The organism is Sphingobium aquiterrae (assembly GCF_037154135.1).
Lineage (GTDB): Bacteria > Pseudomonadota > Alphaproteobacteria > Sphingomonadales > Sphingomonadaceae > Sphingobium > Sphingobium aquiterrae.
Genome location: NZ_JBANFL010000028.1, coordinates 31,216 through 51,518 on the forward strand (window position 1 = coordinate 31,216; position 20,303 = coordinate 51,518).

Here is a 20,303-nt window from a genome sequence, read left to right on the forward strand (position 1 = left end):
CATGGCTACTGTCTTGAAGGATGACCGTTTTCGCGAGGCCGGCATCAGCGAAGCCGAATGGAAGGTGCGCGTCGATCTTGCCGCCTTCTACCGGCTGTCGGCGCTCTATGGCTGGGACGATTTCATCTATACCCATATTTCCGCCCGCGTGCCGGGGCCGGAGCATCATTTCCTCATCAATCCTTTCGGCCTGATGTTCGATGAGATCACCGCGTCCAGCCTGGTCAAGGTCGACCTTGACGGCAATGTGATCGGGGAAAGCGACTATGGCATCAACTATGCCGGCTATGTGATCCATTCCGCGATCCACGGGGCAAGGGATGACGCCCATTTCATCGCGCATTTCCACAGTGCTGACGGCATGGCGGTCTCCGCCCATGCGGAAGGGTTGTTGCCGCTCAACCAGCGGGCGCTCGCGCTGATCCCGCGCTTGTCCTATCATGACTATGAAGGCGTCGCCCTCAACCTTGACGAGCGGGAACGGCTGGTCGCCGACCTTGGCGATACCAAGGTCATGCTGCTGCGCAACCATGGCACGCTGGCGCTGGGCGCATCGCCCGGCGAGGCGTGGAGCGGCATCTACCAGCTTGAAGCGGCATGCACCGCGCAGGTACGCACCCTCAGCATCGGCCGCGACCATGTGCTGATCGCGCCGGAGGCCGCGCAGGAAGAGGTGCGGCGGCAGATGCAGCGCATTCGCCAGCCGGTGGAAGGCCCGCGTTCCCATGCCGATCTCGTCTGGGAAGCGGCATTGCGCAAGGCGCAGCGGCAGGCGCCCGGTTTCGACGCCTGACCGGCGGGCACCATTGCTTCAACAGGACAAGTCATCATGACCAAACGCCAACTGAAACTGGGCCTTGTACCGACCGGCGTCGGCGGCCCCGGCGACAGCAACCGCTGGCTGGATACCGACATTCCGGTCGATGCCAGCGTCGATATCGACTGGTACATAGAAGTCGTCCGGCAGGCGGAAGCGGCGAAGTTCGATCTGGTCTTCATTGTCGACAGCCAGTTCATCACCGCCCATTCGCCGCCGCATTATCTCAACCGGCTGGAGCCGTTGACGCTGCTCTCCGCGCTCGCCGTGGCGACGAAGCATATCGGCCTCGTGGGCACGCTGACCACCTCCTATAATGACCCCTTCAACCTGGCGCGCCGCCTGGCCTCGCTCGATCTCATCAGCCGGGGGCGTGCGGGGTGGAATGTCGTCACCAGCGGAGATGCCGGGACGGCGGGCAATTTCAGCCAGGAAGAGCATTTCGACTATGACACGCGCTATCGCCGTGCCGAGGAATTCCTGGATGTGGCGCGCGGCCTGTGGCGTTCCTATGAGGACGGCGCGCTGGTGCGCGATCGCGCCAACGGCCAGTTTCTCGACCCGGAAAAGCTGCACAGGCTGGACCATCGGGGCGAATTCTTCTCGGTCGCGGGGCCGCTCAACATCCAGCGCTCGCCCCAGGGGGAGCCGGTCATCTTCCAGGCGGGGGATAGCGACCAGGGCAGGGATCTGGGCGCGACCATCGCCGACGCCATCTTCACCCATGCCGCGACGATCGAGCAGGGGCAGGCCTTCTATGCCGACCTCAAGGGCCGCGCCGCGCGCCTTGGCCGCGATCCGGACCAGATCGTCATTCTGCCCGGCTTTTTCGTCTATGTCGGCGATACCGACGCGCAGGCGAAGGAGATCGAGCAGCATTATCGCCGCGCCGACCAGAGCTTCGAACAGGCGCTTGCCGAATTCGGCCGCGCCTTCGGCTGGCACGACTTCCGCCGTTATGACGTGGATGCGCCCTTCCCGGTCGAGGCGCTCGAATATGCCCGGAACAGCTTCTACACCCAGGCGAAGAAGATCACCGACCTTGCCGTCGCGGAGGGGCTGACCCTGCGCCAGACGGTGGAACGGCAGCGGGCGGGGCGGGGCAGCCCGTTCGTCGGTTCGCCCGAGACCGTCGCGAACGAGATCGCGCGCTGGTTCGAAGGGCGCGCGCTCGACGGGCTTAACGTCCATCTCGGCCATCCCGGCCAGTTCGCCCGTTTCGTTGCCGAAGTGGTGCCGATCCTGCAGGAGCGTGGCCTCTTCCGCCGGGACTATGCGGCGGACACGCTGCGCGGCCATCTGGGCCTGACGATCCCCGCCAACGCGCGCGCGGCTGTCGCGGAACGGCGCAACGCCGCCTGAAACCCCGCATCCATAAGCATTTATCGTCCTCCTTCCCGTAACTCTCATTGGCGCGCACCCCCCTCCGTCGCCAAGACTGGCGTGTGTTGCGGGAAGGAGAAGACCATGGCGACAATCGCGATTGATACCCTCAAGGCACGTTATGCGACGCTGCAGGCGGAGCGGGAGCGCAACTGGCCCCCGGCGCAGCTTGCGGGCAATGCCCGCCAGCGCCAGATCCTGGTCGACCGCTTCGATGCGGCGGCCGTGGCCCAGCCGGGCGACATCCTGCTGCCGCTGGACCTTGCCGATGTCGAAGGGGGCACGCTGACCCTCGACGCACTGACCGCCGACGGCCCGGCGCTGTTGATCTTCTTCCGCTTTGCCGGGTGCCCGGCCTGCAACCTCGCGCTGCCCTATTATGCCGAGGCGCTTTATCCGGCGCTGCGCGACAGGGGTATTCCGCTGGTCGCCCTCAGCCCCCAGCGGCCTGATCGCCTGCGGGAGATCAAGGTCCGCCATGGCCTTCCCTTCGCCGTCGCGACCGACCCCGACAATAGGCTGGCGCGGGCATTGGGGATCAGCTTCGTGCCCGACGACCGGCCTTCACCGCCGCCCGAGGGCTGGATCGGCGAAGTCACCGGCACGGGCAGCTGGGAATTGCCACAGCCAGCCGCGCTGCTGGTCGGCCCCGGCCGCGTGGTCCAGTGGCTCAAGGTCAGCCCCGACTGGCTCGACCGCCCCGAAGCGGCCGACATCCTTGCTGGAATCGGCTGATTCCAGACCGCTGTCATCCCATAGCGTCCTTCATGCAAACAAACGCTCGCCCCGGAATACCGGAGCGGGCGTTTATGCGCGCAGGGCGGGGATCAGATTGTATCGGAAAGCTGCCGTGCAATTGATTGAAATTGCTTGGTGATCCCTACGTGTAGAATTTTTGTCCCGGGCGATGCCGGGGCGTTCCTAACTACACTGTAAAATCAACGATTTGTCTTGTACGATGTTCATGATCGGTCTGCCAGAATTTGGCGTAGAATGTGGGAATGATCGTGGGTTCGTGATCTCGCTGAAAATGTGGGAACGGAACCCGCAAATTCCCTCTCAGGGCACCGAACTCGATGGGGTCGATGATGGCGGTGAAGTGCTTGACCCTCGGCGTGGTCAATGCGCCGATCAGAAGTTGCGCCGGATCACGTTCGGCACGCGCCGTTGCGACCGCAAAGCGAAAAACACGGCTGGCAAAGGATCGCAGGAGATTGGCGGTTTCCAAGCGGCCGCGCCGTTCATGCTTTTGCAGTTCATGAAGAAGTTCCTGAGGCGTGATATCGGTGACAGGGCACTTTCCAAAGTCTGTCCCGAGCAGTTTGACAAACCGGCGCATCTTCTCCAGCGTTGGCTCTGCCAGTCCCTCATGCGCTTTCTTCTCTATGAATTCCTCGGCCACGGTGGCGAAACTGTTGCTGGCCCGAATGCTCGCTTCGATGCGGGCTTGCCGCTTGGCGACATTGGGATCGACAGCATGAGCCAGTTGCCTACGGGCCGCTTTCCGCTCCACGCCGCTCATGCGGTATTTGATTCGCCACAGCTTGCTGCCCCTCGGGTTGACGAGCAAATACAAACCTTGGGAGTCAGCGATCTTGTAAGGCTTGTCCGCGGGCTTGGCATTTCAGATAGCGGTATCGGTTAGCGCCATTGGGGGCCTCGATTCAGCTGGGGCCCAGTGGGGCCCCAAAATTAGGCCCCCATCATCCGCAATTGCAAGCAAACAGGGGCATCCGCTGACAATCAATGAATGCCCATAAACTAACGGAAATCAGCGGTTTTTTCAAATGTCGGCACGCATCGCCAGACAGGATTTTGGAGGCCCGAGCCAAAATCGAATTGCCTTTCGCCGGCCTTCGCTGGTGACCGGAAAGTCAATGTTTTCAAGTATGTTGCGTTCGCCACTGACCGCCCTCGACCGTTGACATTCACTTTCAATCGGCGCACGATGAGGGAAAGAATGAGGGTAGAGAAAAATGGCTGATGGGTCGCTTCCCAAAAGTCGAAATGAGGGAAGAAGTGAGGGAAGCGGAACGCTCTGCGAGTGAGGTTTTAAGGCTGATGGGGAATCTAACCGCCGTCTCAGCAAAAAACGCCAAGCCCGGTCGGCACGCCGACGGGGACGATCTGTATCTGATGGTCCAAAAGTCCGGCTCGCGCTCCTGGCTGCTGCGCGTGCAGGTCGACGGTCGCAGGCGTGATGTCGGGCTCGGTTCATTTCGTGACCTTAGCCTGGCCGAAGCGCGCGAAAAAGCGACCGAGTTGCGCAAGGCGGCCAAGAAGGGACTCGATCCAGTGGCGGTCAGAGACTCGGCCCGGCGGCGCATCCCGAGCTTCAAGGAAGCGGCCAAGGCCTGCCATGCCGAGATGAAGAAAGGCTGGACCGAGAAGCACGAGAAGATGTTCCTGGCCTCGCTCGAGACCCACGTCTTCCCGACGATTGGCCATCTCTCTGTAGACCGGATCGATGCGCCCCAAATCCGTGACGCGGTTGCGCCCATCTGGCACAGCAAACCCGATATGGCGCGCAAGGTGCGCGTGCGTATCGGCATGGTCCTCAACTTCGCGCACGGAGAAGGCTGGCGGGCAGGAGAGGCGCCGGTGCGCGCTGTCTCACTGCTCCTCGCCAAGCAACCGGCGGCAGGCAACTTTCCGTCAATGCCCTACAAGGAAGTTCCCGCTTTCATCGCCAGAGTCCGTGACAAGCCGGAGACGATCGGGCGCCTCGCGCTTCTCTTTCTGGTTTATACTGCCGCGCGTAGTGGCGAGGTGCGATCAGCGCGCTGGAGCCACATCGACCTGAAGGAGAAGCTCTGGAACCGGCCCGCGGAACTGATGAAGTCGCGCGTCGCCCATACGGTGACGCTGAATGAAGGCGCTCTCGCCATCCTCGAGCGTGCAGCGCTTCTCCGCAGCAGCGACGACGATGGCGTCATCTTCCCGAACACAAAGGGCGACATGATCTCCGATATGACGATCAGCAAGATTATGCGCGATATGCGCCTGTCTTTTGTTCCGCATGGCTTTCGTTCCAGCTTTACGGACTGGGCCGCAGAGACGATGCCTTCGATCCCTGACACGGTCGCCGAAGCCGCGCTTGCGCACACCATCCCCGACAAGGTGCAGCGCGCGTATCGCCGGACGACATTCCTTGATATGCGTCGGCGCTTACTGTCCGCTTGGGGAAACTTCGTAGACAAGCCACCAATTGATTAAATGTCGACGCCAATGTCAAAATGCGGAAATCTTTACTTGGATGAGCCAGGCAGGTGTAGAATTTTTGTAAAATGATAAGATGGGCATTCATAAATACGCTGTACGATTATCATTCTTTCTCGTAATGCAATTCCCAAAGCGGGAGCCGAACCAACGGCATAGACAGCATTGAAAGTGAGAACAGGAAGTCCGGTCATTCCGAGTGCTGGGCGGCGTGCCTCAACGTGGGATCTTCGACAACATGAGGACCGCTGTCGACAAGATCGGGACCGGGAAGGCGCGGCAGGTCAACGCGAGGTTTGCCGCCATGGCCAGCCACTATCTGTTCGAGACCGATTTCTGCAATCCGGCTTCTGGCTGGGGGAAGGGTCAGGTCGAGAAGAACGTCCAGGACGCTCGGCGCCGATTGTGGCAACCGATGCCCAGCTTCCGCGATCTGGCTGAGTTGAACGCCTGGCTGGAAGAATAAGCCTGATCCGCGAAGCGCAGGCCCTAGGGCAGCTTCGTCCCGGCGCTTCGGCGCCGATACTGTCTGTGCTGGTCGATCTGATCAACGGCAGCGCCCAGCGCATGCGCAGCTACCGGGGCGATATCTTCGACGGCCTGAACCCCGCTGACTATTTTGCCGGACGCTGGGACGTCTTCATCCGGGCCATGGCATTGCCCGGCGCCGCGCCGAAGGATTCGTTCACACGGGAACCAACCCCTATCTAGATTTCCAGGCTGTTCCTCCGACCGGGTGATGACGGTCCAGGAATGCGAGGACACCTTCATTGAATGCGTCATTTCGATCGCCCGCCACCATGTGCCCGGCTCCCGGGACTTCGAAAACTTCGGTCTGCGGGACCAGTCTCCGCATTTCCGCGACACTTTCATCGTCCACGATATCGCTTTGGCCGCCCCTGACCAGCAGCGTAGGCACGGTCACGCGATCACTTACCTGCTCCAGTTCGCTTGTGGAAGTCGGTGGTTCGGGCATCGGGCGCTGGTCCATCAGGCGAGGATCCCAGTGCCAGTACAGGCGGCCATCCTCTCGCAGCCGCAAATTCCTCAGCAGGCCGGAAGGATCGGAAGGACGGGGACGATCGGGATTATAGGCGGCGACCGCATCCGCGGCCTCGGCGAGGGTCGCGAACCCACCATTATGCCCGGACATGAACCGCTGGATTTTCTGCACACCGGCAGAGGCCGGGCGGAGAGCAATGTCAACCATCACCAGGGCATCGGCAATGGGATGATCGGCACTGCCGATCGCATGGAAGCTCGTCATTCCTCCCATGGAGGCGCCGACGAGCGCAACCGGCCCGGCGATGGCCGAGAGGACTGTGCGCAGATCAGATCCTAAAGAGGCAAGCGAATAATCCCCATCAGAAGACCAGTCGCTATCGCCATGACCACGGGCATCATAATTAACGACGAAATATCCGCGCTCGACCAGGCGTCGCATCGCTCCCGCCCACGAATGACGGGTCTGGCCACCTCCGTGGAGCAGAACAACCGCCGGGGCATTCGACGGGCCGCCCACGTCGCCGACCAAAGTAAGGCCATCGTGTGTTTGAAACCGTTGCATGGAAAAACTCGTCATCACGTCTTTTTAGCGGCCGATAATGGTTTGGCAATCTCAGGTTCGCCTGCGGCGGGGGAATCCTGCTTCGATTGTGGCGCTTCCCTTTCTGGCGGCGCGGTGTCGCCCGTCAGGAGGCGGGCCCCGCGGCCGTAGGTGAACCAGGCCCATGACCAGTTGGCATAGACCATGAGCCGGCTCCGGAAATCGACAAGCAACATCAGATGGACCAGCGACCAGGCGACAAAGCCGGTGAGTTGCATGCGCCCGAGATGCGCGACCGCCCGCGAGCGGCCGATCACCGCCATGGTCCCATAATCATGGTAACGGAATGGCCGATCCTCCGCGCGTCCTTTAATGCGGGCCTTGATCCGACGGCCGACATAGCGGCCCTGCTGCTTGGCAACCGGCGCGAGGCCCGGCAGGGGACGTTTGAGGCCGTTGTTGAAACTGGCCGAGTCCCCGATCACGAATATCTCTGGCCGCCCGGGAACCGAGCAGGCGGCGTCGACCTTCACCGCGCCATTTTGCGTGGCCTCGGCACCCAGCCAGCGAGCGGCGGGCCGCGCCTGCATGCCCGCGCACCAGAGGACGGTTTCGGCGCGGATTTGTTCACCGCCGACCACAATCCCTTCACCATCGATCTTCTCAACGGGTTTGCCGATCCTTACGTCAACGCCGAGCGCGGCGAGCGCCTTTCCCGCATAGGCTGAGAGCTTTTCAGGGAATGCGCCGAGCACCCGCGGTCCCGCCTCGCACAGGATGATGCGCGCGGAGCGCGGATCGATATGCCTAAAATCGCGGGCGAGTGTCGTGCGCGCCAGTTCGGCGATCGTTCCGGCAAGCTCGACCCCGGTCGGACCGCCGCCGACGACCACGAACGTCAGGAGGCGCCGTGCTGCATCCCTGTCGTTTACCTGTTCAGCGCGCTCGAAAGCGGCGAGTAACCGCGCGCGGATCGTGAGCGCGTCGTCGATCGACTTCAACACGCGGGCATGTCGTGCCCATTCGTCATGCCCGAAAAAGCTGTAACCGGCACCGGTTGCAATGACGAGATAGTCATAGGGGAGGGTTCGTCCGTCCGCGAAACGAACGAGCCGGCGGTCAGGATCGACGTCCGCCACCTCGGCCATCAGCACGGTCGCGTTACGTTGACCGCGTAGCAGCATGCGGCTGGCGGTGGCGATATCGGCCGGAGAAAGCGCCGCGGTCGCTACCTGGTAGAGAAGCGGCTGGAACAGATGATGGTTGGTCCGATCGACCAATATGACCTCCACGTCGGCGCCCTTGAGGGCGCGCGCCGCAGCCATCCCGCCGAAGCCCGCCCCGACGATGACGACCCTGGGGCGCTCAATGACGTTCATTCCGTTTCTTCCATGGCCTGGAGGCCGGATGTCCTGGCGACCACCTCGGCCGTCCAGTCGACGACATCGACCGTGCAGCGCGAGACGGCGCTGTCGAACGCCGCCACGATGGCCGTCTTGCCGTTGGCCGAAGCGGGCTCCTCGACCGCAAAGCGTCGCGATGCGACGGTTCGGCGGGATTGGAGGTCGGCCAGTTCGGCCGTGCCGGACAGCAGAATGACGGGTGGAGCATCCTTCGCCGCGTCCGGCACATAGCGGGCTTCGAACCGATCCACGCGAAGGCGAAGCAAAAGGCCGTTGCCCGGGCGCTCGCGCGGCGGTGTCAGTCGGATCGCGGCGGCGCGCTCGGCGAACCGGCGTATCATCGCCTGGGTGAAGAGATCGGGCGCAGGCGCGGCCCAGCGCGCGTCCTTGATATAAAGGACGCTGCCTGCGCGCGCGGTGAGGATGCGGTCCCCCTCGATCTCGGGCGCGAACCGTATCCGGGCAAGCGAGACTGGCTTCTGCTCGATCGGAACGGCCGCGCTCGGCGCGGCTTCCCGATCGGGGACGCCGAAGCGAAACAGATTGTCGGGTTTGCCCCCGCCAAGCATGGCGCCGCAGGCCGCAAGCGGGATCAGCAATGCCGGCAAGACGGACAGGCGGATGGCGTGCATGTATTTCATTGGGATAGCTCCAGTTCTCTGCCGCTGTCCTTGCCGAGCGCCCGCCGCGGATTCTGGCGGATCTCGCGAATGAGGCCGTCAAGCGACTCCACCGTCTCCTGCAAACTCTGCATGGTTGCGTTGACTGCCGGCAGAGTCGTCGATCCGATGGTGCCGCTTTGCCGGTTGATATTGGCGATCGTGATGCGGGCTTCAGCGACGGCGGCCTTGAGTTCCCGCGCCGTGGCCGAGATCTCCGCGATCGTATTGCGCCCGTCGCCCTCGGCGATGGTTCGCACCGATGCCGCCGCACCCTGAATATCGTCCGCGGCGCGATCGAGCTTTACGAGTGTGCTCGCCGCGTTGGCGAACATCGCGCGATTGGCGGCGAGCTCCCCGGTGGTCAGCCGCAGATCCTGCACCATGGCGCCGACGGCATCGATGTTGCGGTCGGAGAGAAGCCGGTTCACCCGCTGCAATGCCTCGCCGGCATTCTGTACGACCTGGCCGCCACCCTGGAGCAGCGAGGAGAGGGCGTTAGGCTTGCTCTGGATGACGGGACGCCGCGCGCGGCTCGTCTTGCGCAGAAGCGGCTTGCCCGGCGTTCCAGCGCTGATCTGAACGATCGACACGCCTGAAATGCCCTGCAACTCGGTCGATGCGAGGGAATCAACCCGGACCGGCGTGCCGCGCGAGAGGATGACATCCGTCACCACCCGGTTGGGATCGCGTTCGTCGAGGCGGATGCGCTCGATCTGGCCGACCTTGATGCCGTTGAACTGGACCTCGGCACCGACGCTGAGGCCGCGGACCGGCCCATGGAAGATGATGCGGTAGGGATCGTCCGACGTGCCGAAGCGGCTGCCGCCGAGCCAGACGACAAAGACGATCGCGGCGATCAGGAGAGCGGTCGAGATGATGCCGACGAGGGCGTAGCTTGCATGGCGTTCCATCAGCGGTCTTTCTTGGCGTCATGCGCCGCGCGGCCGCGCGGGCCCAGGAAATAGCTCCTGATCCAGGGATGATCCGATCGTTCGAGCTCGGCGACCGGGGCTGTCGCGATCACTTTCCGGTCGGCGAGGACGGCAACGCGGTCGCAAATGGCATAGAGCGTGTCGAGGTCGTGGGTGATGATGAAGACGGTGAGGCCCAGCGCGTCGCGCAGCGTCCTGATGAGGTCGTCGAACTCGCTTGCGCCGATCGGGTCGAGACCGGCGGTGGGTTCGTCCAGGAACAGGATCGCCGGATCGAGCGCCAGCGCCCGCGCGACGCCTGCGCGCTTGCGCATTCCGCCCGACAGCTCGGAGGGCCTGAGCGCGCCTGCCGTCGCGGGCAGGCCGGCCAGACGGATCTTGAGCCGGGCGACCTCGGCCGCGTGCCAGGCGGGCAGCCGGGCATGCTCGATCAGCGGCGCCTCGACATTCTCCTGGACCGTGAGGAAGGAAAAGAGCGCGCCTTGCTGGAACATGACGCCCACATGCCGGCCGACCCATGTCTGGGCGTCTTCTTCCTCGATATTGCGGCCGAGGATTTCGACAGTCCCGCCATCCGGGCGCTTGAGGCCGAGGATCGTGTTGAGCAGCACCGACTTGCCGGTGCCCGAGCCGCCGACCACACCCAGTATCTCGCCGCGCCGGACTTCGAGATCGAGGTCGTCGTGGATGACCTTTTCGCCGAACGCGGTGCGCAGGCCCCGCACGCGGACCGGGGGATGATCGGCTACCCCGCCACTCACAGGTCGAGCACCATGAAGATTACCGCGAAGATCGCGTCGAACATGATGATCATGAAGATCGACTGGACGACCGCCGATGTGACGTGGTGGCCGAGGCTCTGGACATCGCCGCCGACCATCAGGCCGTGGCGGCAGCCGGCGGCCGCGATGACGATCGCGAGGAAGGGCGCCTTGCTCATGCCGATCCAGAAATGGCTGACGCTGACCGTCTCGAGCGTGCGCTGGACGAAGAAGACGGGATGGATGTCGATGGTCGCCCAACTGACCAACATGCCACCCAGGATGCCGCCGAGGTCGGCGAAGAAGGTCATGAGCGGCATCATCAGGATCGCCGCCAGCACGCGCGGGACGACGAGCGCGTCGAACCGGTCGATGCTCATCACCTGCATGGCGTCTGTTTCCTGGTTCATCCGCATCGAGCCCAATTGTGCGGCAAAGGCTGACGCGGATCGGCCGGCGAGCAGGATGGCGGTGATCACCACGCCGAACTCGCGCAGGATGGCCACGCCGACGAGCTGCACGGTGAACACCTCGACTCCCAGGCTCGACAGAAGGTTGGTACCGACGAGTGCGATCACCGCACCGATGAAGAAGGTCATGATGAACACGATCGGCAGCGCGTTGATGCCCGAATCCTGCATCATCGCGACGAGCGGCGTCAGCCGTAGCCTGTGGGGATGAACGAGCGTCCTGGCCGAGGCGGCAAGGAGATGCCCGGAAAAGACCTGCATCTGGTAGGCATCTGACGCGAGCGCCACGACCTGGCGGCCGAACCGCTCGAAATAGGCGTACAGACCGTGTTTGACAGCGGGGGAGGGATGCTCCTCCTCAAGCGCGGGACGTACCAGCTCTGCCAGGCGCTTCAGATCATCCCGTCCCGCCGTAGCGAAGTCATGCCCGTCTTCCACCGCGCGCAGGAGCATCAGCATGCCCGCCGTATCGACACGATCGAGCGCGGTAACGTCGAGGCGCTTCGCCCTGTTCTCGCCCAGCGTACCGCCAAGGCGATCGGCCAGGTCATCCATTGCCAGGGCGATCCAGTCGCCGATGGCGTGAAGGACGGTGCCGCTGTCTGTCTCCTCGATCCGGAAATCCGCGGCCGTCATCGCACGAGCGCCACGCCGATTCTGAACCGCGTCATGCGGCGATCATAGTCGAGCAGATTTTCGCCGTAGCCGACGAAGCTCTGTCCGAAGAGGTAGAAGTCGGGTCCTCCGCCGATCAGGCGTGGCAGCGGATAGGAGATGTCGGCGCTGATCGCGCCCTTGCCGCTGCCGAAGTTGAACCGGGTGGAGGTGGAGAGGCGCAGTCCCTCATCCTCCCCGACCTCCATAAAGAGCCCTGTATTGCCGCGATAGCGGCGAATGTCGGGATTGTCGGACTTGTCGCCGACGAAGAAAGACAGGCGGGGCGCGAGCGACAGCCGGTAGCCTCCGCCGAGCGGAATCGCCGTCATCGGCGCGATATAGATGTTGTTGATGCTGCGCGACTCTGGGCCGTCGCGCCCGTTCGACTCGTGCCGTATGCCGCCCTGGGCGCTGAACGACACGCCGCTCGAAAGGGTGACTGAGGGCGTCAGGTAGAAAAGCTCGGGCTGATAGTCGATGTTGCGGAAGGGCGAGGAACGCGCGCCCAGATCCCAGAACATGCGCTGCGTGTAGGCGAAGTGGAGACCGTCGCGCCACGAACGCGGCAGGCCTTCCGCCTGCCGGGTGCCGAACAGCTGATATTTGAAGCTGATCTGGACGCGCGCCTCGCTGTTGGTGCCCGGTCCATAGACCGCATAAATGGGTTCATAGGCGGACAGATTGGTGAGGAACGCGTTACCCGCCGTCCGATCCGAGGGCGGGGGCGCCGCTTGCGGCGTCTCTGCGGCAAGCTCCTGCCGTGTCGGCCGCGCTTCGGCGAGATGGGGAGCCGGGGCCGCGGGCCGCAGGGTAAGGGTGGTCTGCCCGGTGCTCCAGGCGGGAATAGAAAGCGCGGCGCCGTCGAGGGTCTCGCTGTCGGACGCGGTGAAACGATAGCGTGCCCGCTCAAAGCCGCCGGCCGCTATGGACAGATCGTTCGGCAGCCCCGCCGCCCGCTCCAGCCAGATCGTTTGCGCCCGGCCCGTGCGCTCGATCCGGGCCTCGATGCGATCAGGCAACGGAAATGTCTGTGGCTCGCTGCCTTCGTTAAGCAGGCGCAGATCGACGAGGATCGCGCCGGCCTCATCGCGCTCGCCGATATCACGAATCAGGACGTCCACACCTGGAGCGGCTTGCGCAGGGGAGCCAAGGGCAAGGAGGGCGGCTGACAGCGCCGGGGGGAGGAACCGCGCCGTCATGCGAACAGCTGCTGGCCGCTGTCGACCGGAATGATCGTCCCGGTGATCTGTTTTGCCGCATCGCCGACCAGGAAGGCGGCCCGCGCTTCGCCCCGGCGGAACAGGTCGGTTGCGGTATGGTCAGCGTCCCGATGCGTCGGAGTGACGTCACCCGGAAGGAGCGCGAAGTTCTGAATGTCGCGCTTGGTCGGCGTGCGCGCGAGGCTGGCCCTCTCGCCGGCTGCGGTCTCGTCGAACGCGCGGCACTTGATGACCCTCTCTTGGCTCATGCGTCAATGCTTCCGCCCACAGGCCCGGCGCCTCCACCCGGCGATACTGATGATGCGATGGAAATCATGTGCTTACCTTCTGTTCCCCATGATCATGACATTGGCGGCAGGCACGTCAAACGCTGCCGCAACTTGCGGCCAGGAGGCGCGGGGCAGCCCAGCCTGTGCTGAACGGCCCCGACACCGTCAGAAACAATAGTCGACACCCAGAACCACCTGATGGCGATCGAACTTGCTCGCGCGGCTGCCGAGGTCGCTGTAGCGATATTCGAGGCGGGTCGAGACCTTGTTGCCAAGCGCCCGCTCGACGCCCCCGCCGATACTCCATCCATCAAAATTGTCATGCCCGCGCACTGGCCCTGCCTCGCATAGGCAAGCGTCCGGTGATCGACCAGATAACCCGCGCGCGCCAAGACATCGAACGCATAGTTCGGGTCTATCACGACCACCCCCTTGCGTACGTCGTCGTTGGCACCGATCTCGACTCCGCCACGCCGAGCCATCTTTCCTGATGCAATCCGCACGCTGACAGCTTAGGATACCCACAAACGGTGCGAAAGCCGGATTAGAGAGGATAAATGGCACGGCACGAATATGTGTATCGGCCGCTTGCCATTGCGGTGTTTCTGCTCGCGCCGCTGTGGTATGTCTATGACGCGCTGACTTTTGTCATCCGCTGACAGGCTTCAGAGCCAGGACGGGTAGAGGACAGGCATGGTCGATCATGATTTGCATTGCCGGATCTCCTTGCCGCCTTGCTCGATGCTGATGTCATTCCCCTTCACCACCACCGTCATACCGCCGCTGTCATTGTATCCACTATCATAGGGGCCGCCTGGCTTTGCAGCCCGGAACTGGCTGATGCCGCCATCGTCCCGCAGATTGATGGTTCGATCGTCGTCGAGAAAATCGATCGATACGATGCTCTTGTCCTTGCAGCGGTAGCCGGTCGTCTTCCTGATCGATGGCGGCAGCACGACAGCGGTCGTCGTATTGCCTCTTTCATTGGCCGCAGGGTCTGGCTCTTTCGTCCCACCGTCACATGCGCACAGTCCGGTCAACGGCAGCAGCAAAGCTGCGCTCTGGCACGCCAATCTCCTGAACATCCTTGCTCCGATCATGCCATCAGCTTTTCCGGCGGCGAGGCCGCTGCACGGCCTCACGAGAGCTCGTCCCGTGAGGAGCGCCGGCCGGCGCTCCTCCATCTTCCTCACAGCCCGACACAACGGTCTTGCTCTGGCGCAGACGCAGCACCGGACGTTGCCGTGCGTAGCTTGAATCCGTCACGCCAGACTTCCACTACTGCGCGGCGCAGTCCGTGCGTGCAGTTCCGGTGATGAGATGATTGGTGCTGCCGACCGACATGGGAGGCGACCCGAAAGGCTCTCGGAGGGAGGCACCGGAGCAGCGGGAAATGTCGGCCGGCAGGTGATAGATCGTGGCGGGGAGTTAAAGACGGTCGTCGAGCCACGATCTGTCAAGAGGTTGCACTTAGCGATGGAGGATGAGGCGGTGAATAGGCCAAGGCGCTCCCTTCCCGCCTTTGCGGCACCGGTCCGGTATCGGAAATCGGGACTGGATTGCATGACAAGCATCCCTTAAAGTCAACGGGAGTGAGCGCTCGCTCCGAGTCCGAAGGTAGGCAAGTCGCTCCCACGGGTCAAGCGGAAATGGACGCGTGTCTATGCCTGTTGTTGGACAGACTGGAAATTCCGCTTTATGCGGAATCCGTCGCATCAGCATCGGGAGTATGCCCCTGCCGAAGGAACGTGGATGAAACAGGCTTCAAGAGCAAAAATGCCAGGAGAGGGGCCGCGCGAGAGGATCATCACCGCAGCCCGCCAATTGTTCGGATCGAAGGGCTTCCATGTTACCACGACCGCCGAGCTCGCGGCCGAGGCCTCTGTCAGCATGGGCCAGATTTATCGGCATTTTTCGTCCAAGAGCGATATCATCCTCTCCATCGTCGAGGAGAATTCGCGTGCCCGCGTCGCGGAAATGCATGGGATATTCGATACCCTTGAGCGTAACGAATGCTCAATGTTTGATGCGCTCAAAGCGATCGCCGCAGTTTCGTTGCAGAATAGCGACGGCGGCCTCTCTTATGAAATCCTCGCCGAGGCCTGCCGCAATGCTTCGGTGGCCGAGCGCATTGAAACCCTGTTCGCCTTCTACCGCGCGGGAGTGCGGCGACTGGCCGCGCTCGCGCGGCCGGACGTCTCGCCTCTCGAGCTCGATGCCTATGTCGACATCATGATGGCTTGTTTCATCGGACTCGGCCACCGAACTGCGGCTTCACACTCAGCCGATGTTGAGCAGGCCAGCCGGAACACCGCCTGCGTGATGATGCGCGGGCTCGGTCTGAGTGAGCAGATTCCAGCCACCGGTCACTAACCCTCGGTCATACGCGGGTTGTTGCGGGCGGTTTGGCCCGTCGAAGCCTGACACGCTGAAGGGATCGTCGTTCACTGTAGCCCATGGCTGGCGATAGCGCATGCTAACTGCAGCGCGACCGCAATGATCGCCTGTGATCTTCGCCCGGCGCAAAGGGCGCGCCGGGCGCGCATGCCGGTGAAGACATGAATGATGGCGAGAAATCCGGCCCAAGGAAAGCCACGCGGATAAATCAGTGACAGAAGGCTGGCTCCCCCGCCGACAAGCCCCATCGAGCCGATAGCGCCGAAGTAGAGAAGGCGCCCGAGGCTACCCAACCCGATCGGCCTACGGGGCGCGGCGACAATCACGAAAGCCCATGCAAGAGTGAACAGGAGCGCGATGATCGGCAGATTTCGATGGTATTCAAGGATGCCACCCATGACAGCTATCGATCCCTCTTGAGCCCGCGCGTTCGGTCCTCTGTAGGGCGATGTGTAGCGCCTGGTATGTCGATTGAGGACCGAGCGACAAGCAGCGGCTATTTTTGCGAACGGCCGTCGCGATCGCGGGCGTCGACGCCAACAGCATGACCTGTCGGCAGATGTTCGGCCGATGCCACGCCCAATGCGCAGCAAATGCCGGCGAGGGCGATATCCTGGATTCCGGCAAGGGCAGATCGTCCTGTGCCGGATTTTGCCTGGAGCGCGATACCGTCGCACAGAGCGATGACGTATCGCGCGACGAGCCGACAATCGATCTCCTGGGCGAACTCGCCCTCGCTTCTTGCGCGAATCAGTCTTTGCACAAGCAACCGTTCGAATTTCCCGCGCCGGCGCAGGACATAGGCGCGTATCTCTTCATTCTCCCGGACGCAGGCCATGGCACCATGCGCGAGAAGAGAACCAGGCGGCGTATCGGAGCCGGTCACCGACCGAATCACTTCAACGATCAAATGCCGCAGGACATTAATGGCGGTCGCTTCCTCCAAAGCGTCCAGGAAAAATCCGGCATATCGCTCGGCAAAGCAGTCGACCGCCTGACGAAACAGTTGTTCCTTGCTGCCAAAGACCCTGTAGATACTTGGCTTGGACACGCCGATCGCTGATTCCAGATCCGCGATGCTGGTGCCCTCATATCCGGTCAGCCAGAACGCCCGCGTGGCGATATCAAGTGCTTCTTCGTGGTCGAACTGTCGCTTTCGTGCCATTTTCTGCGCTTCTCATAGGTCGGCGATCAGCCCAGATCACCGCTTGCAGCACAATCATGGACGATCTGGTTCTCCGCGCCGTCACCCGGAAGTGGCCGATCGGCTCGGCAGGCCTGGGAGTGAGCGCTCTCTCATGTTTTATCTGGATCAGCTCCACGGCGACGTCAAGCTCTGACCGCCTCCCCGCTACTTCCGGGAGGCCACAGCACTTTCCATCTCCGAACAGCTCTGATTCCTGCTGATTTCTGCGGCTGTATGACGAACCGCGGAAAATCGATTGCAGTAGCCGAGGTCTTGACCTATTGCACCGCAGCATAATGGGAGTGAGCGCTCATTCTTAGAAGATGTCGAGACGGGATTTTGTCTATGTTGGTGTGCAGATCGGCCAGGGCTTCCTTGCCCTTCTTGTTTGTCCTGCTGGCCGGTTGCGGCGCCGGAGAGCAACCCAGGACTGCCCCGCCCGAGGTCGGAGTCGTCACGCTCAAGAGCGAACCGGCCATATTGACGAGCGAGTTGCCGGGCAGAATCGCGGCCGTCGAAACTGCCGAGGTACGTCCCCAGATCAATGGTGTCATTCGCCGGCGTCTCTTCGACGAGGGCTCGCTCGTCAGGGCGGGTCAGATTCTCTACGAGATCGAGGATGCACCCTATCGTGCCGCGCTGGGCAGCGCCCAGGGCGGGCTGGCCCGCGCCGAAGCGGCGATCGACGCCACCCGACTGCAGGCCGAGCGCTACCGCGACCTGGTCGGCATCAACGCGGTGAGCCGCTAGGATGCAGACAATGCGGTGGCGTCCGCCAGGCAGGCGCGCGCCGACGTCACCGCGCAGCTCGCTGCCGTGCAGGCGGCCGAGGTCAATCTCGGTTTCACCCGCATCCGCGCGCCGATTTCGGGCCGGATCGGGCGCTCGCTTTTCACCCCCGGCGCGCTGGTGCAGGCCGGCCAGGCTGAACCGCTTGCGACGATCCAGCGCACGGGCACCGTCTATGTCGACGTCACGCAATCGGCCGCCGAAATCCTCAATTTGCGTGAGGCAATGCGCGCGGGCGGCCTGACGCGCGACAATGATAGCGCGCGCGTCGAATTGCTTCTTCCCAACGGCAAGACCTATCCGATCGAAGGCCGCTTGCAGTTTTCCGAAGTCACGGTCGATCCCTCGACGGGGGCCGTCACTTTGCGGGCCACCTTTCCCAATCCAGGCGGGGTTTTGCTGCCGGGCATGTATGTCCGGGCGCGGCTGGTCGATGGTGTCCGTCAAGCGGCGATCCTCGCGCCGCAACAGGGAGTCGCGCGCGATCCGCGCGGCCGCGCGACTGCCCTCGTCGTCAACGCGGAAAACAAGGTCGAACAGCGGTTCGTCACAACCGACCGGGCGATCGGCGACCGCTGGGTGGTCACAAGTGGCCTCAAGTCCGGCGACCGGCTGATCGTCGACGGCTTGCTCCGCGCCAAACCCGGCCTCACCGTCACACCCAAGGCGCCCCAGCCGCGTCGAACAGGGTCGGCCGGGACAGGCTCCGGATCGGTTGCCGGGGCGGGGAACTAAGGCATGTCCCGCTATTTCATCGACCGTCCCATCTTCGCATGGGTCATCGCGATCATCATGATGCTGGCGGGCGGACTCGCTATTCGCGATCTGCCCATTGCGCAGTTTCCCGAAATCGCGCCACCCGCGGTGGAGATCCAGACCCTGTATCCGGGCGCGGATGCTTCGACTCTCGAAAAGACCACGACCACGGTCATCGAACAGCAGATGAAGGGCATCGACAATCTGCGCTATTTTGCTTCGACCAGCGACTCCGCCGGAAATCTCTCGATCATCCTGACCTTCGAGCAGGGTACCAATTCCGACATCGCCCAGGTCCAGGTTCAGAACAAGCTGCAGCAGGCGATGCCGCTTTTGCCGCAGGAAGTGCAGCAACAGGGCGTGCGCGTCCAGAAGTCGTCCGCCTCTTTCCTGATGATCGTAGGACTCTATTCGGAGGACAGTAGCCATGACCAGGCGGATATTGCTGACTATGTCGCCTCCGAATTGCAGGATCCGATCAGTCGCATCACCGGGGTCGGCGATACGCTTCTCATGGGCGCGCAATATGCGATGCGCGTGTGGGTCGATCCCATCAAGCTCGCCAACCTCAACCTGACGTTCAGCGACATCAAGACGGCGATCCGCAAGCAGAACGCGCAAATCTCCGCCGGCCAGATCGGCAACCTTCCGGCAAAGCCCGGCCAGGCACTCAACGTCACGGTGTCCGCGCAATCGCGCCTCGAGACGCCCGAGCAATTCCGCGACATCCTGCTCAGGACCAATCCCGACGGTTCGACGGTCACTCTCAAGGATGTGGCACGGGTCGAGGTCGGTGCGGAAAATTACAGCTTCGACGCGCGCTTCAACGGCAAGCCGGCCTCGGGCCTCGCCATCCGCCTGGCGCCCGGCGCCAATGCGCTCGATACGGTCGAAGCGGTCAAGGCCGAGGTCACCGAGCTGGCGAAACAATTCCCCTCGGACCTCAAGATCGTCTATCCTTATGACACGACGCCGTTCGTCAAACTGTCGATCGAGCAGGTCGTCCATACGCTGGTCGAAGCCGTCGTCCTCGTCTTCTTCGTCATGTTCCTCTTCCTACAGAACTGGCGGGCGACGCTCATCCCGACGATCGCTGTGCCCGTGGTGCTGCTCGGCGTCTTTGCGGTCCTTCTGGCGGCAGGTTTTTCTATCAACACGCTCACCCTATTCGGCATGGTGCTGGCGATCGGCCTGCTCGTCGACGATGCGATCGTTGTCGTCGAGAATGTCGAACGACTGATCCAGGAGGAAGGGCTGTCGCCCAAGGAAGCCGCGCGCAAATCGATGGACGAACTCAGCGGCGCGCTGATCGGCATCGGCGTTGTCTTGTCGGCGGTGTTCCTGCCGATGGCCTTCTTCGGCGGATCGACCGGTGTCATCTATCGCCAGTTCTCGATCACCATCGTGACCTCCATGGCGCTCTCTGTACTGGTCGCGCTGATCTTGACGCCAGCCCTGTGCGCGACGATCCTGAAGCCTTCCACCGGCGCCCATCATCATGAGCGCAAGGGCTTCTTCGGCTGGTTCAACCGAACCTTCGACCGCAATGTTGTCCGCTACGGTGAGGGTGTTGGGCGCGTAAACCGTAGCTGGAAGCGATCCATGCTCCTTTACGTGCTCATCATTGTTGGAATGGGAGCCCTTTTCGCGAAGCTCCCAAGCGGCTTCCTTCCCGATGAGGACCAGGGTTTCCTCTTTGCGCAGGTCACGCTTCCGACCGGAGCCACCATGGAGCAGACGCTGGACACCATGAAGCAGTTGGAGGAGCATTTCCTCGTTGACGAGAAAGACAATGTCTCGACCGTTTTCGCGATCGGCGGCTACGGCTTTAGCGGC

At 62.8% G+C, this 20,303-nt stretch carries 20 protein-coding genes and 3 pseudogenes; 9 read left to right on the forward strand and 14 right to left on the reverse strand.

Going from position 1 to position 20,303, the window contains the following annotated elements:
- The first annotated feature begins 1 nt into the window (after position 1).
- From WFP78_RS21265 to WFP78_RS21275, 3 genes are all read left to right on the forward strand, one after another.
- The gene (locus WFP78_RS21265; RefSeq protein ID WP_336966446.1) at positions 2-793 is read left to right on the forward strand and encodes a class II aldolase/adducin family protein; all 792 of its coding nucleotides are present in this window, start codon (positions 2-4) and stop codon (positions 791-793) included.
- Between the two features lie 36 nt (positions 794-829).
- Positions 830-2,179, forward strand: a complete 1,350-nt coding sequence (locus tag WFP78_RS21270; RefSeq protein WP_336966447.1) for an LLM class flavin-dependent oxidoreductase — start codon at positions 830-832, stop codon at positions 2,177-2,179.
- A gap of 105 nt (positions 2,180-2,284) precedes the next feature.
- Complete coding sequence (locus WFP78_RS21275; protein ID WP_336966448.1) at positions 2,285-2,935, forward strand: peroxiredoxin-like family protein; 651 nt, start codon at positions 2,285-2,287, stop codon at positions 2,933-2,935.
- A gap of 190 nt (positions 2,936-3,125) precedes the next feature.
- Here WFP78_RS21275 and WFP78_RS21280 read toward each other — a convergent pair whose 3' ends face one another.
- Positions 3,126-3,602 carry a tyrosine-type recombinase/integrase gene (locus WFP78_RS21280; RefSeq protein ID WP_419723017.1) on the reverse strand — a complete coding sequence of 159 codons (477 nt, stop codon included), beginning with the start codon at positions 3,600-3,602 and terminating at the stop codon, positions 3,126-3,128.
- A 42-nt stretch (positions 3,603-3,644) separates the two neighbouring features.
- Positions 3,645-3,806, reverse strand: a pseudogene (locus WFP78_RS23495) (Arm DNA-binding domain-containing protein); the annotation flags it as partial.
- A 377-nt stretch (positions 3,807-4,183) separates the two neighbouring features.
- Here WFP78_RS23495 and WFP78_RS21285 point away from each other — a divergent pair.
- From WFP78_RS21285 to WFP78_RS21295, 3 genes and pseudogenes are all read left to right on the forward strand, one after another.
- Positions 4,184-5,416, forward strand: coding sequence for a tyrosine-type recombinase/integrase (locus WFP78_RS21285; RefSeq protein WP_336966449.1), 1,233 nt, complete (start codon positions 4,184-4,186; stop codon positions 5,414-5,416).
- Between the two features lie 190 nt (positions 5,417-5,606).
- Positions 5,607-5,882 (forward strand): annotated as a pseudogene (locus WFP78_RS21290) (IS21 family transposase); the annotation flags it as partial.
- A gap of 68 nt (positions 5,883-5,950) precedes the next feature.
- Positions 5,951-6,130 carry a hypothetical protein gene (locus WFP78_RS21295; RefSeq protein ID WP_336966450.1) on the forward strand — a complete coding sequence of 60 codons (180 nt, stop codon included), beginning with the start codon at positions 5,951-5,953 and terminating at the stop codon, positions 6,128-6,130.
- Here the strand turns inward: WFP78_RS21295 and WFP78_RS21300 are convergent.
- From WFP78_RS21300 to WFP78_RS21345, 10 genes are all read right to left on the reverse strand, one after another.
- Positions 6,123-7,001, reverse strand: coding sequence for an alpha/beta fold hydrolase (locus tag WFP78_RS21300; protein ID WP_336966451.1), 879 nt, complete (start codon positions 6,999-7,001; stop codon positions 6,123-6,125). The two genes, WFP78_RS21295 and WFP78_RS21300, sit on opposite strands and share 8 nt — an antisense overlap.
- On the reverse strand, positions 7,001-8,344 hold the full coding sequence (locus WFP78_RS21305) for an NAD(P)/FAD-dependent oxidoreductase (protein ID WP_336966452.1): 1,344 nt from the start codon (positions 8,342-8,344) through the stop codon (positions 7,001-7,003). The genes WFP78_RS21300 and WFP78_RS21305 overlap by 1 nt, the downstream gene beginning before the upstream one ends.
- Complete coding sequence (locus WFP78_RS21310; RefSeq protein ID WP_336966453.1) at positions 8,341-9,009, reverse strand: ABC-type transport auxiliary lipoprotein family protein; 669 nt, start codon at positions 9,007-9,009, stop codon at positions 8,341-8,343. The genes WFP78_RS21305 and WFP78_RS21310 overlap by 4 nt, the downstream gene beginning before the upstream one ends.
- Positions 9,006-9,941, reverse strand: coding sequence for an MlaD family protein (locus tag WFP78_RS21315; RefSeq protein WP_336966454.1), 936 nt, complete (start codon positions 9,939-9,941; stop codon positions 9,006-9,008). The genes WFP78_RS21310 and WFP78_RS21315 overlap by 4 nt, the downstream gene beginning before the upstream one ends.
- The gene (locus WFP78_RS21320; RefSeq protein ID WP_336966455.1) at positions 9,941-10,723 is read right to left on the reverse strand and encodes an ABC transporter ATP-binding protein; all 783 of its coding nucleotides are present in this window, start codon (positions 10,721-10,723) and stop codon (positions 9,941-9,943) included. Before WFP78_RS21320 ends, WFP78_RS21315 begins: the two co-directional genes overlap by 1 nt.
- Positions 10,720-11,748 (reverse strand): MlaE family ABC transporter permease, encoded by a 1,029-nt coding sequence (locus WFP78_RS21325; RefSeq protein WP_336966456.1) that lies wholly within the window; start codon positions 11,746-11,748, stop codon positions 10,720-10,722. The genes WFP78_RS21320 and WFP78_RS21325 overlap by 4 nt, the downstream gene beginning before the upstream one ends.
- A gap of 77 nt (positions 11,749-11,825) precedes the next feature.
- A complete protein-coding gene (locus WFP78_RS21330; protein WP_336966457.1) occupies positions 11,826-13,049 on the reverse strand; it encodes a phospholipase A in 1,224 nt (407 codons plus the stop codon).
- Entirely contained in the window at positions 13,046-13,318 is a 273-nt protein-coding gene (locus WFP78_RS21335) for a hypothetical protein (RefSeq protein ID WP_336966458.1), read from the reverse strand. The genes WFP78_RS21330 and WFP78_RS21335 overlap by 4 nt, the downstream gene beginning before the upstream one ends.
- 186 nt (positions 13,319-13,504) lie before the next feature.
- Positions 13,505-13,672 carry an outer membrane protein gene (locus WFP78_RS21340; protein ID WP_336966459.1) on the reverse strand — a complete coding sequence of 56 codons (168 nt, stop codon included), beginning with the start codon at positions 13,670-13,672 and terminating at the stop codon, positions 13,505-13,507.
- Between the two features lie 368 nt (positions 13,673-14,040).
- Positions 14,041-14,439 (reverse strand): hypothetical protein, encoded by a 399-nt coding sequence (locus tag WFP78_RS21345; protein ID WP_336966460.1) that lies wholly within the window; start codon positions 14,437-14,439, stop codon positions 14,041-14,043.
- 652 nt (positions 14,440-15,091) lie between these two features.
- Between WFP78_RS21345 and WFP78_RS21350 the strand changes: the two genes are divergently transcribed.
- On the forward strand, positions 15,092-15,712 hold the full coding sequence (locus tag WFP78_RS21350) for a TetR/AcrR family transcriptional regulator (RefSeq protein ID WP_336966461.1): 621 nt from the start codon (positions 15,092-15,094) through the stop codon (positions 15,710-15,712).
- A 71-nt stretch (positions 15,713-15,783) separates the two neighbouring features.
- On the opposite strand, the gene WFP78_RS21355 is transcribed toward WFP78_RS21350, so the two are convergent.
- Both WFP78_RS21355 and WFP78_RS21360 read right to left on the reverse strand, forming a co-directional pair.
- Complete coding sequence (locus WFP78_RS21355; protein ID WP_336966462.1) at positions 15,784-16,134, reverse strand: hypothetical protein; 351 nt, start codon at positions 16,132-16,134, stop codon at positions 15,784-15,786.
- Positions 16,135-16,232: 98 nt separating this feature from the next.
- Positions 16,233-16,901, reverse strand: a complete 669-nt coding sequence (locus WFP78_RS21360) for a TetR/AcrR family transcriptional regulator (protein WP_336966463.1) — start codon at positions 16,899-16,901, stop codon at positions 16,233-16,235.
- Positions 16,902-17,267: 366 nt separating this feature from the next.
- Here WFP78_RS21360 and WFP78_RS21365 point away from each other — a divergent pair.
- Positions 17,268-18,446, forward strand: a pseudogene (locus tag WFP78_RS21365) (efflux RND transporter periplasmic adaptor subunit).
- A 3-nt stretch (positions 18,447-18,449) separates the two neighbouring features.
- The coding region (locus WFP78_RS21370; protein ID WP_336966464.1) for an efflux RND transporter permease subunit at positions 18,450-20,303 on the forward strand (1,854 nt) is incomplete at its 3' end.

Coding starts and splice junctions, on each gene's coding strand:
- WFP78_RS21265 (WP_336966446.1), top strand. CDS start 2: ATGGCTACTGTCTTGAAGGATGACCGTTTTCGCGAGGCCGGCATCAGC.
- WFP78_RS21270 (WP_336966447.1), top strand. CDS start 830: ATGACCAAACGCCAACTGAAACTGGGCCTTGTACCGACCGGCGTCGGC.
- WFP78_RS21275 (WP_336966448.1), top strand. CDS start 2,285: ATGGCGACAATCGCGATTGATACCCTCAAGGCACGTTATGCGACGCTG.
- WFP78_RS21285 (WP_336966449.1), top strand. CDS start 4,184: ATGGGTCGCTTCCCAAAAGTCGAAATGAGGGAAGAAGTGAGGGAAGCG.
- WFP78_RS21300 (WP_336966451.1), bottom strand. CDS start 7,001: ATGACGAGTTTTTCCATGCAACGGTTTCAAACACACGATGGCCTTACT.
- WFP78_RS21305 (WP_336966452.1), bottom strand. CDS start 8,344: ATGAACGTCATTGAGCGCCCCAGGGTCGTCATCGTCGGGGCGGGCTTC.
- WFP78_RS21310 (WP_336966453.1), bottom strand. CDS start 9,009: ATGAAATACATGCACGCCATCCGCCTGTCCGTCTTGCCGGCATTGCTG.
- WFP78_RS21315 (WP_336966454.1), bottom strand. CDS start 9,941: ATGGAACGCCATGCAAGCTACGCCCTCGTCGGCATCATCTCGACCGCT.
- WFP78_RS21325 (WP_336966456.1), bottom strand. CDS start 11,748: ATGGATGACCTGGCCGATCGCCTTGGCGGTACGCTGGGCGAGAACAGG.
- WFP78_RS21330 (WP_336966457.1), bottom strand. CDS start 13,049: ATGACGGCGCGGTTCCTCCCCCCGGCGCTGTCAGCCGCCCTCCTTGCC.
- WFP78_RS21335 (WP_336966458.1), bottom strand. CDS start 13,318: ATGAGCCAAGAGAGGGTCATCAAGTGCCGCGCGTTCGACGAGACCGCA.
- WFP78_RS21345 (WP_336966460.1), bottom strand. CDS start 14,439: ATGATCGGAGCAAGGATGTTCAGGAGATTGGCGTGCCAGAGCGCAGCT.
- WFP78_RS21350 (WP_336966461.1), top strand. CDS start 15,092: ATGAAACAGGCTTCAAGAGCAAAAATGCCAGGAGAGGGGCCGCGCGAG.
- WFP78_RS21355 (WP_336966462.1), bottom strand. CDS start 16,134: ATGGGTGGCATCCTTGAATACCATCGAAATCTGCCGATCATCGCGCTC.
- WFP78_RS21360 (WP_336966463.1), bottom strand. CDS start 16,901: ATGGCACGAAAGCGACAGTTCGACCACGAAGAAGCACTTGATATCGCC.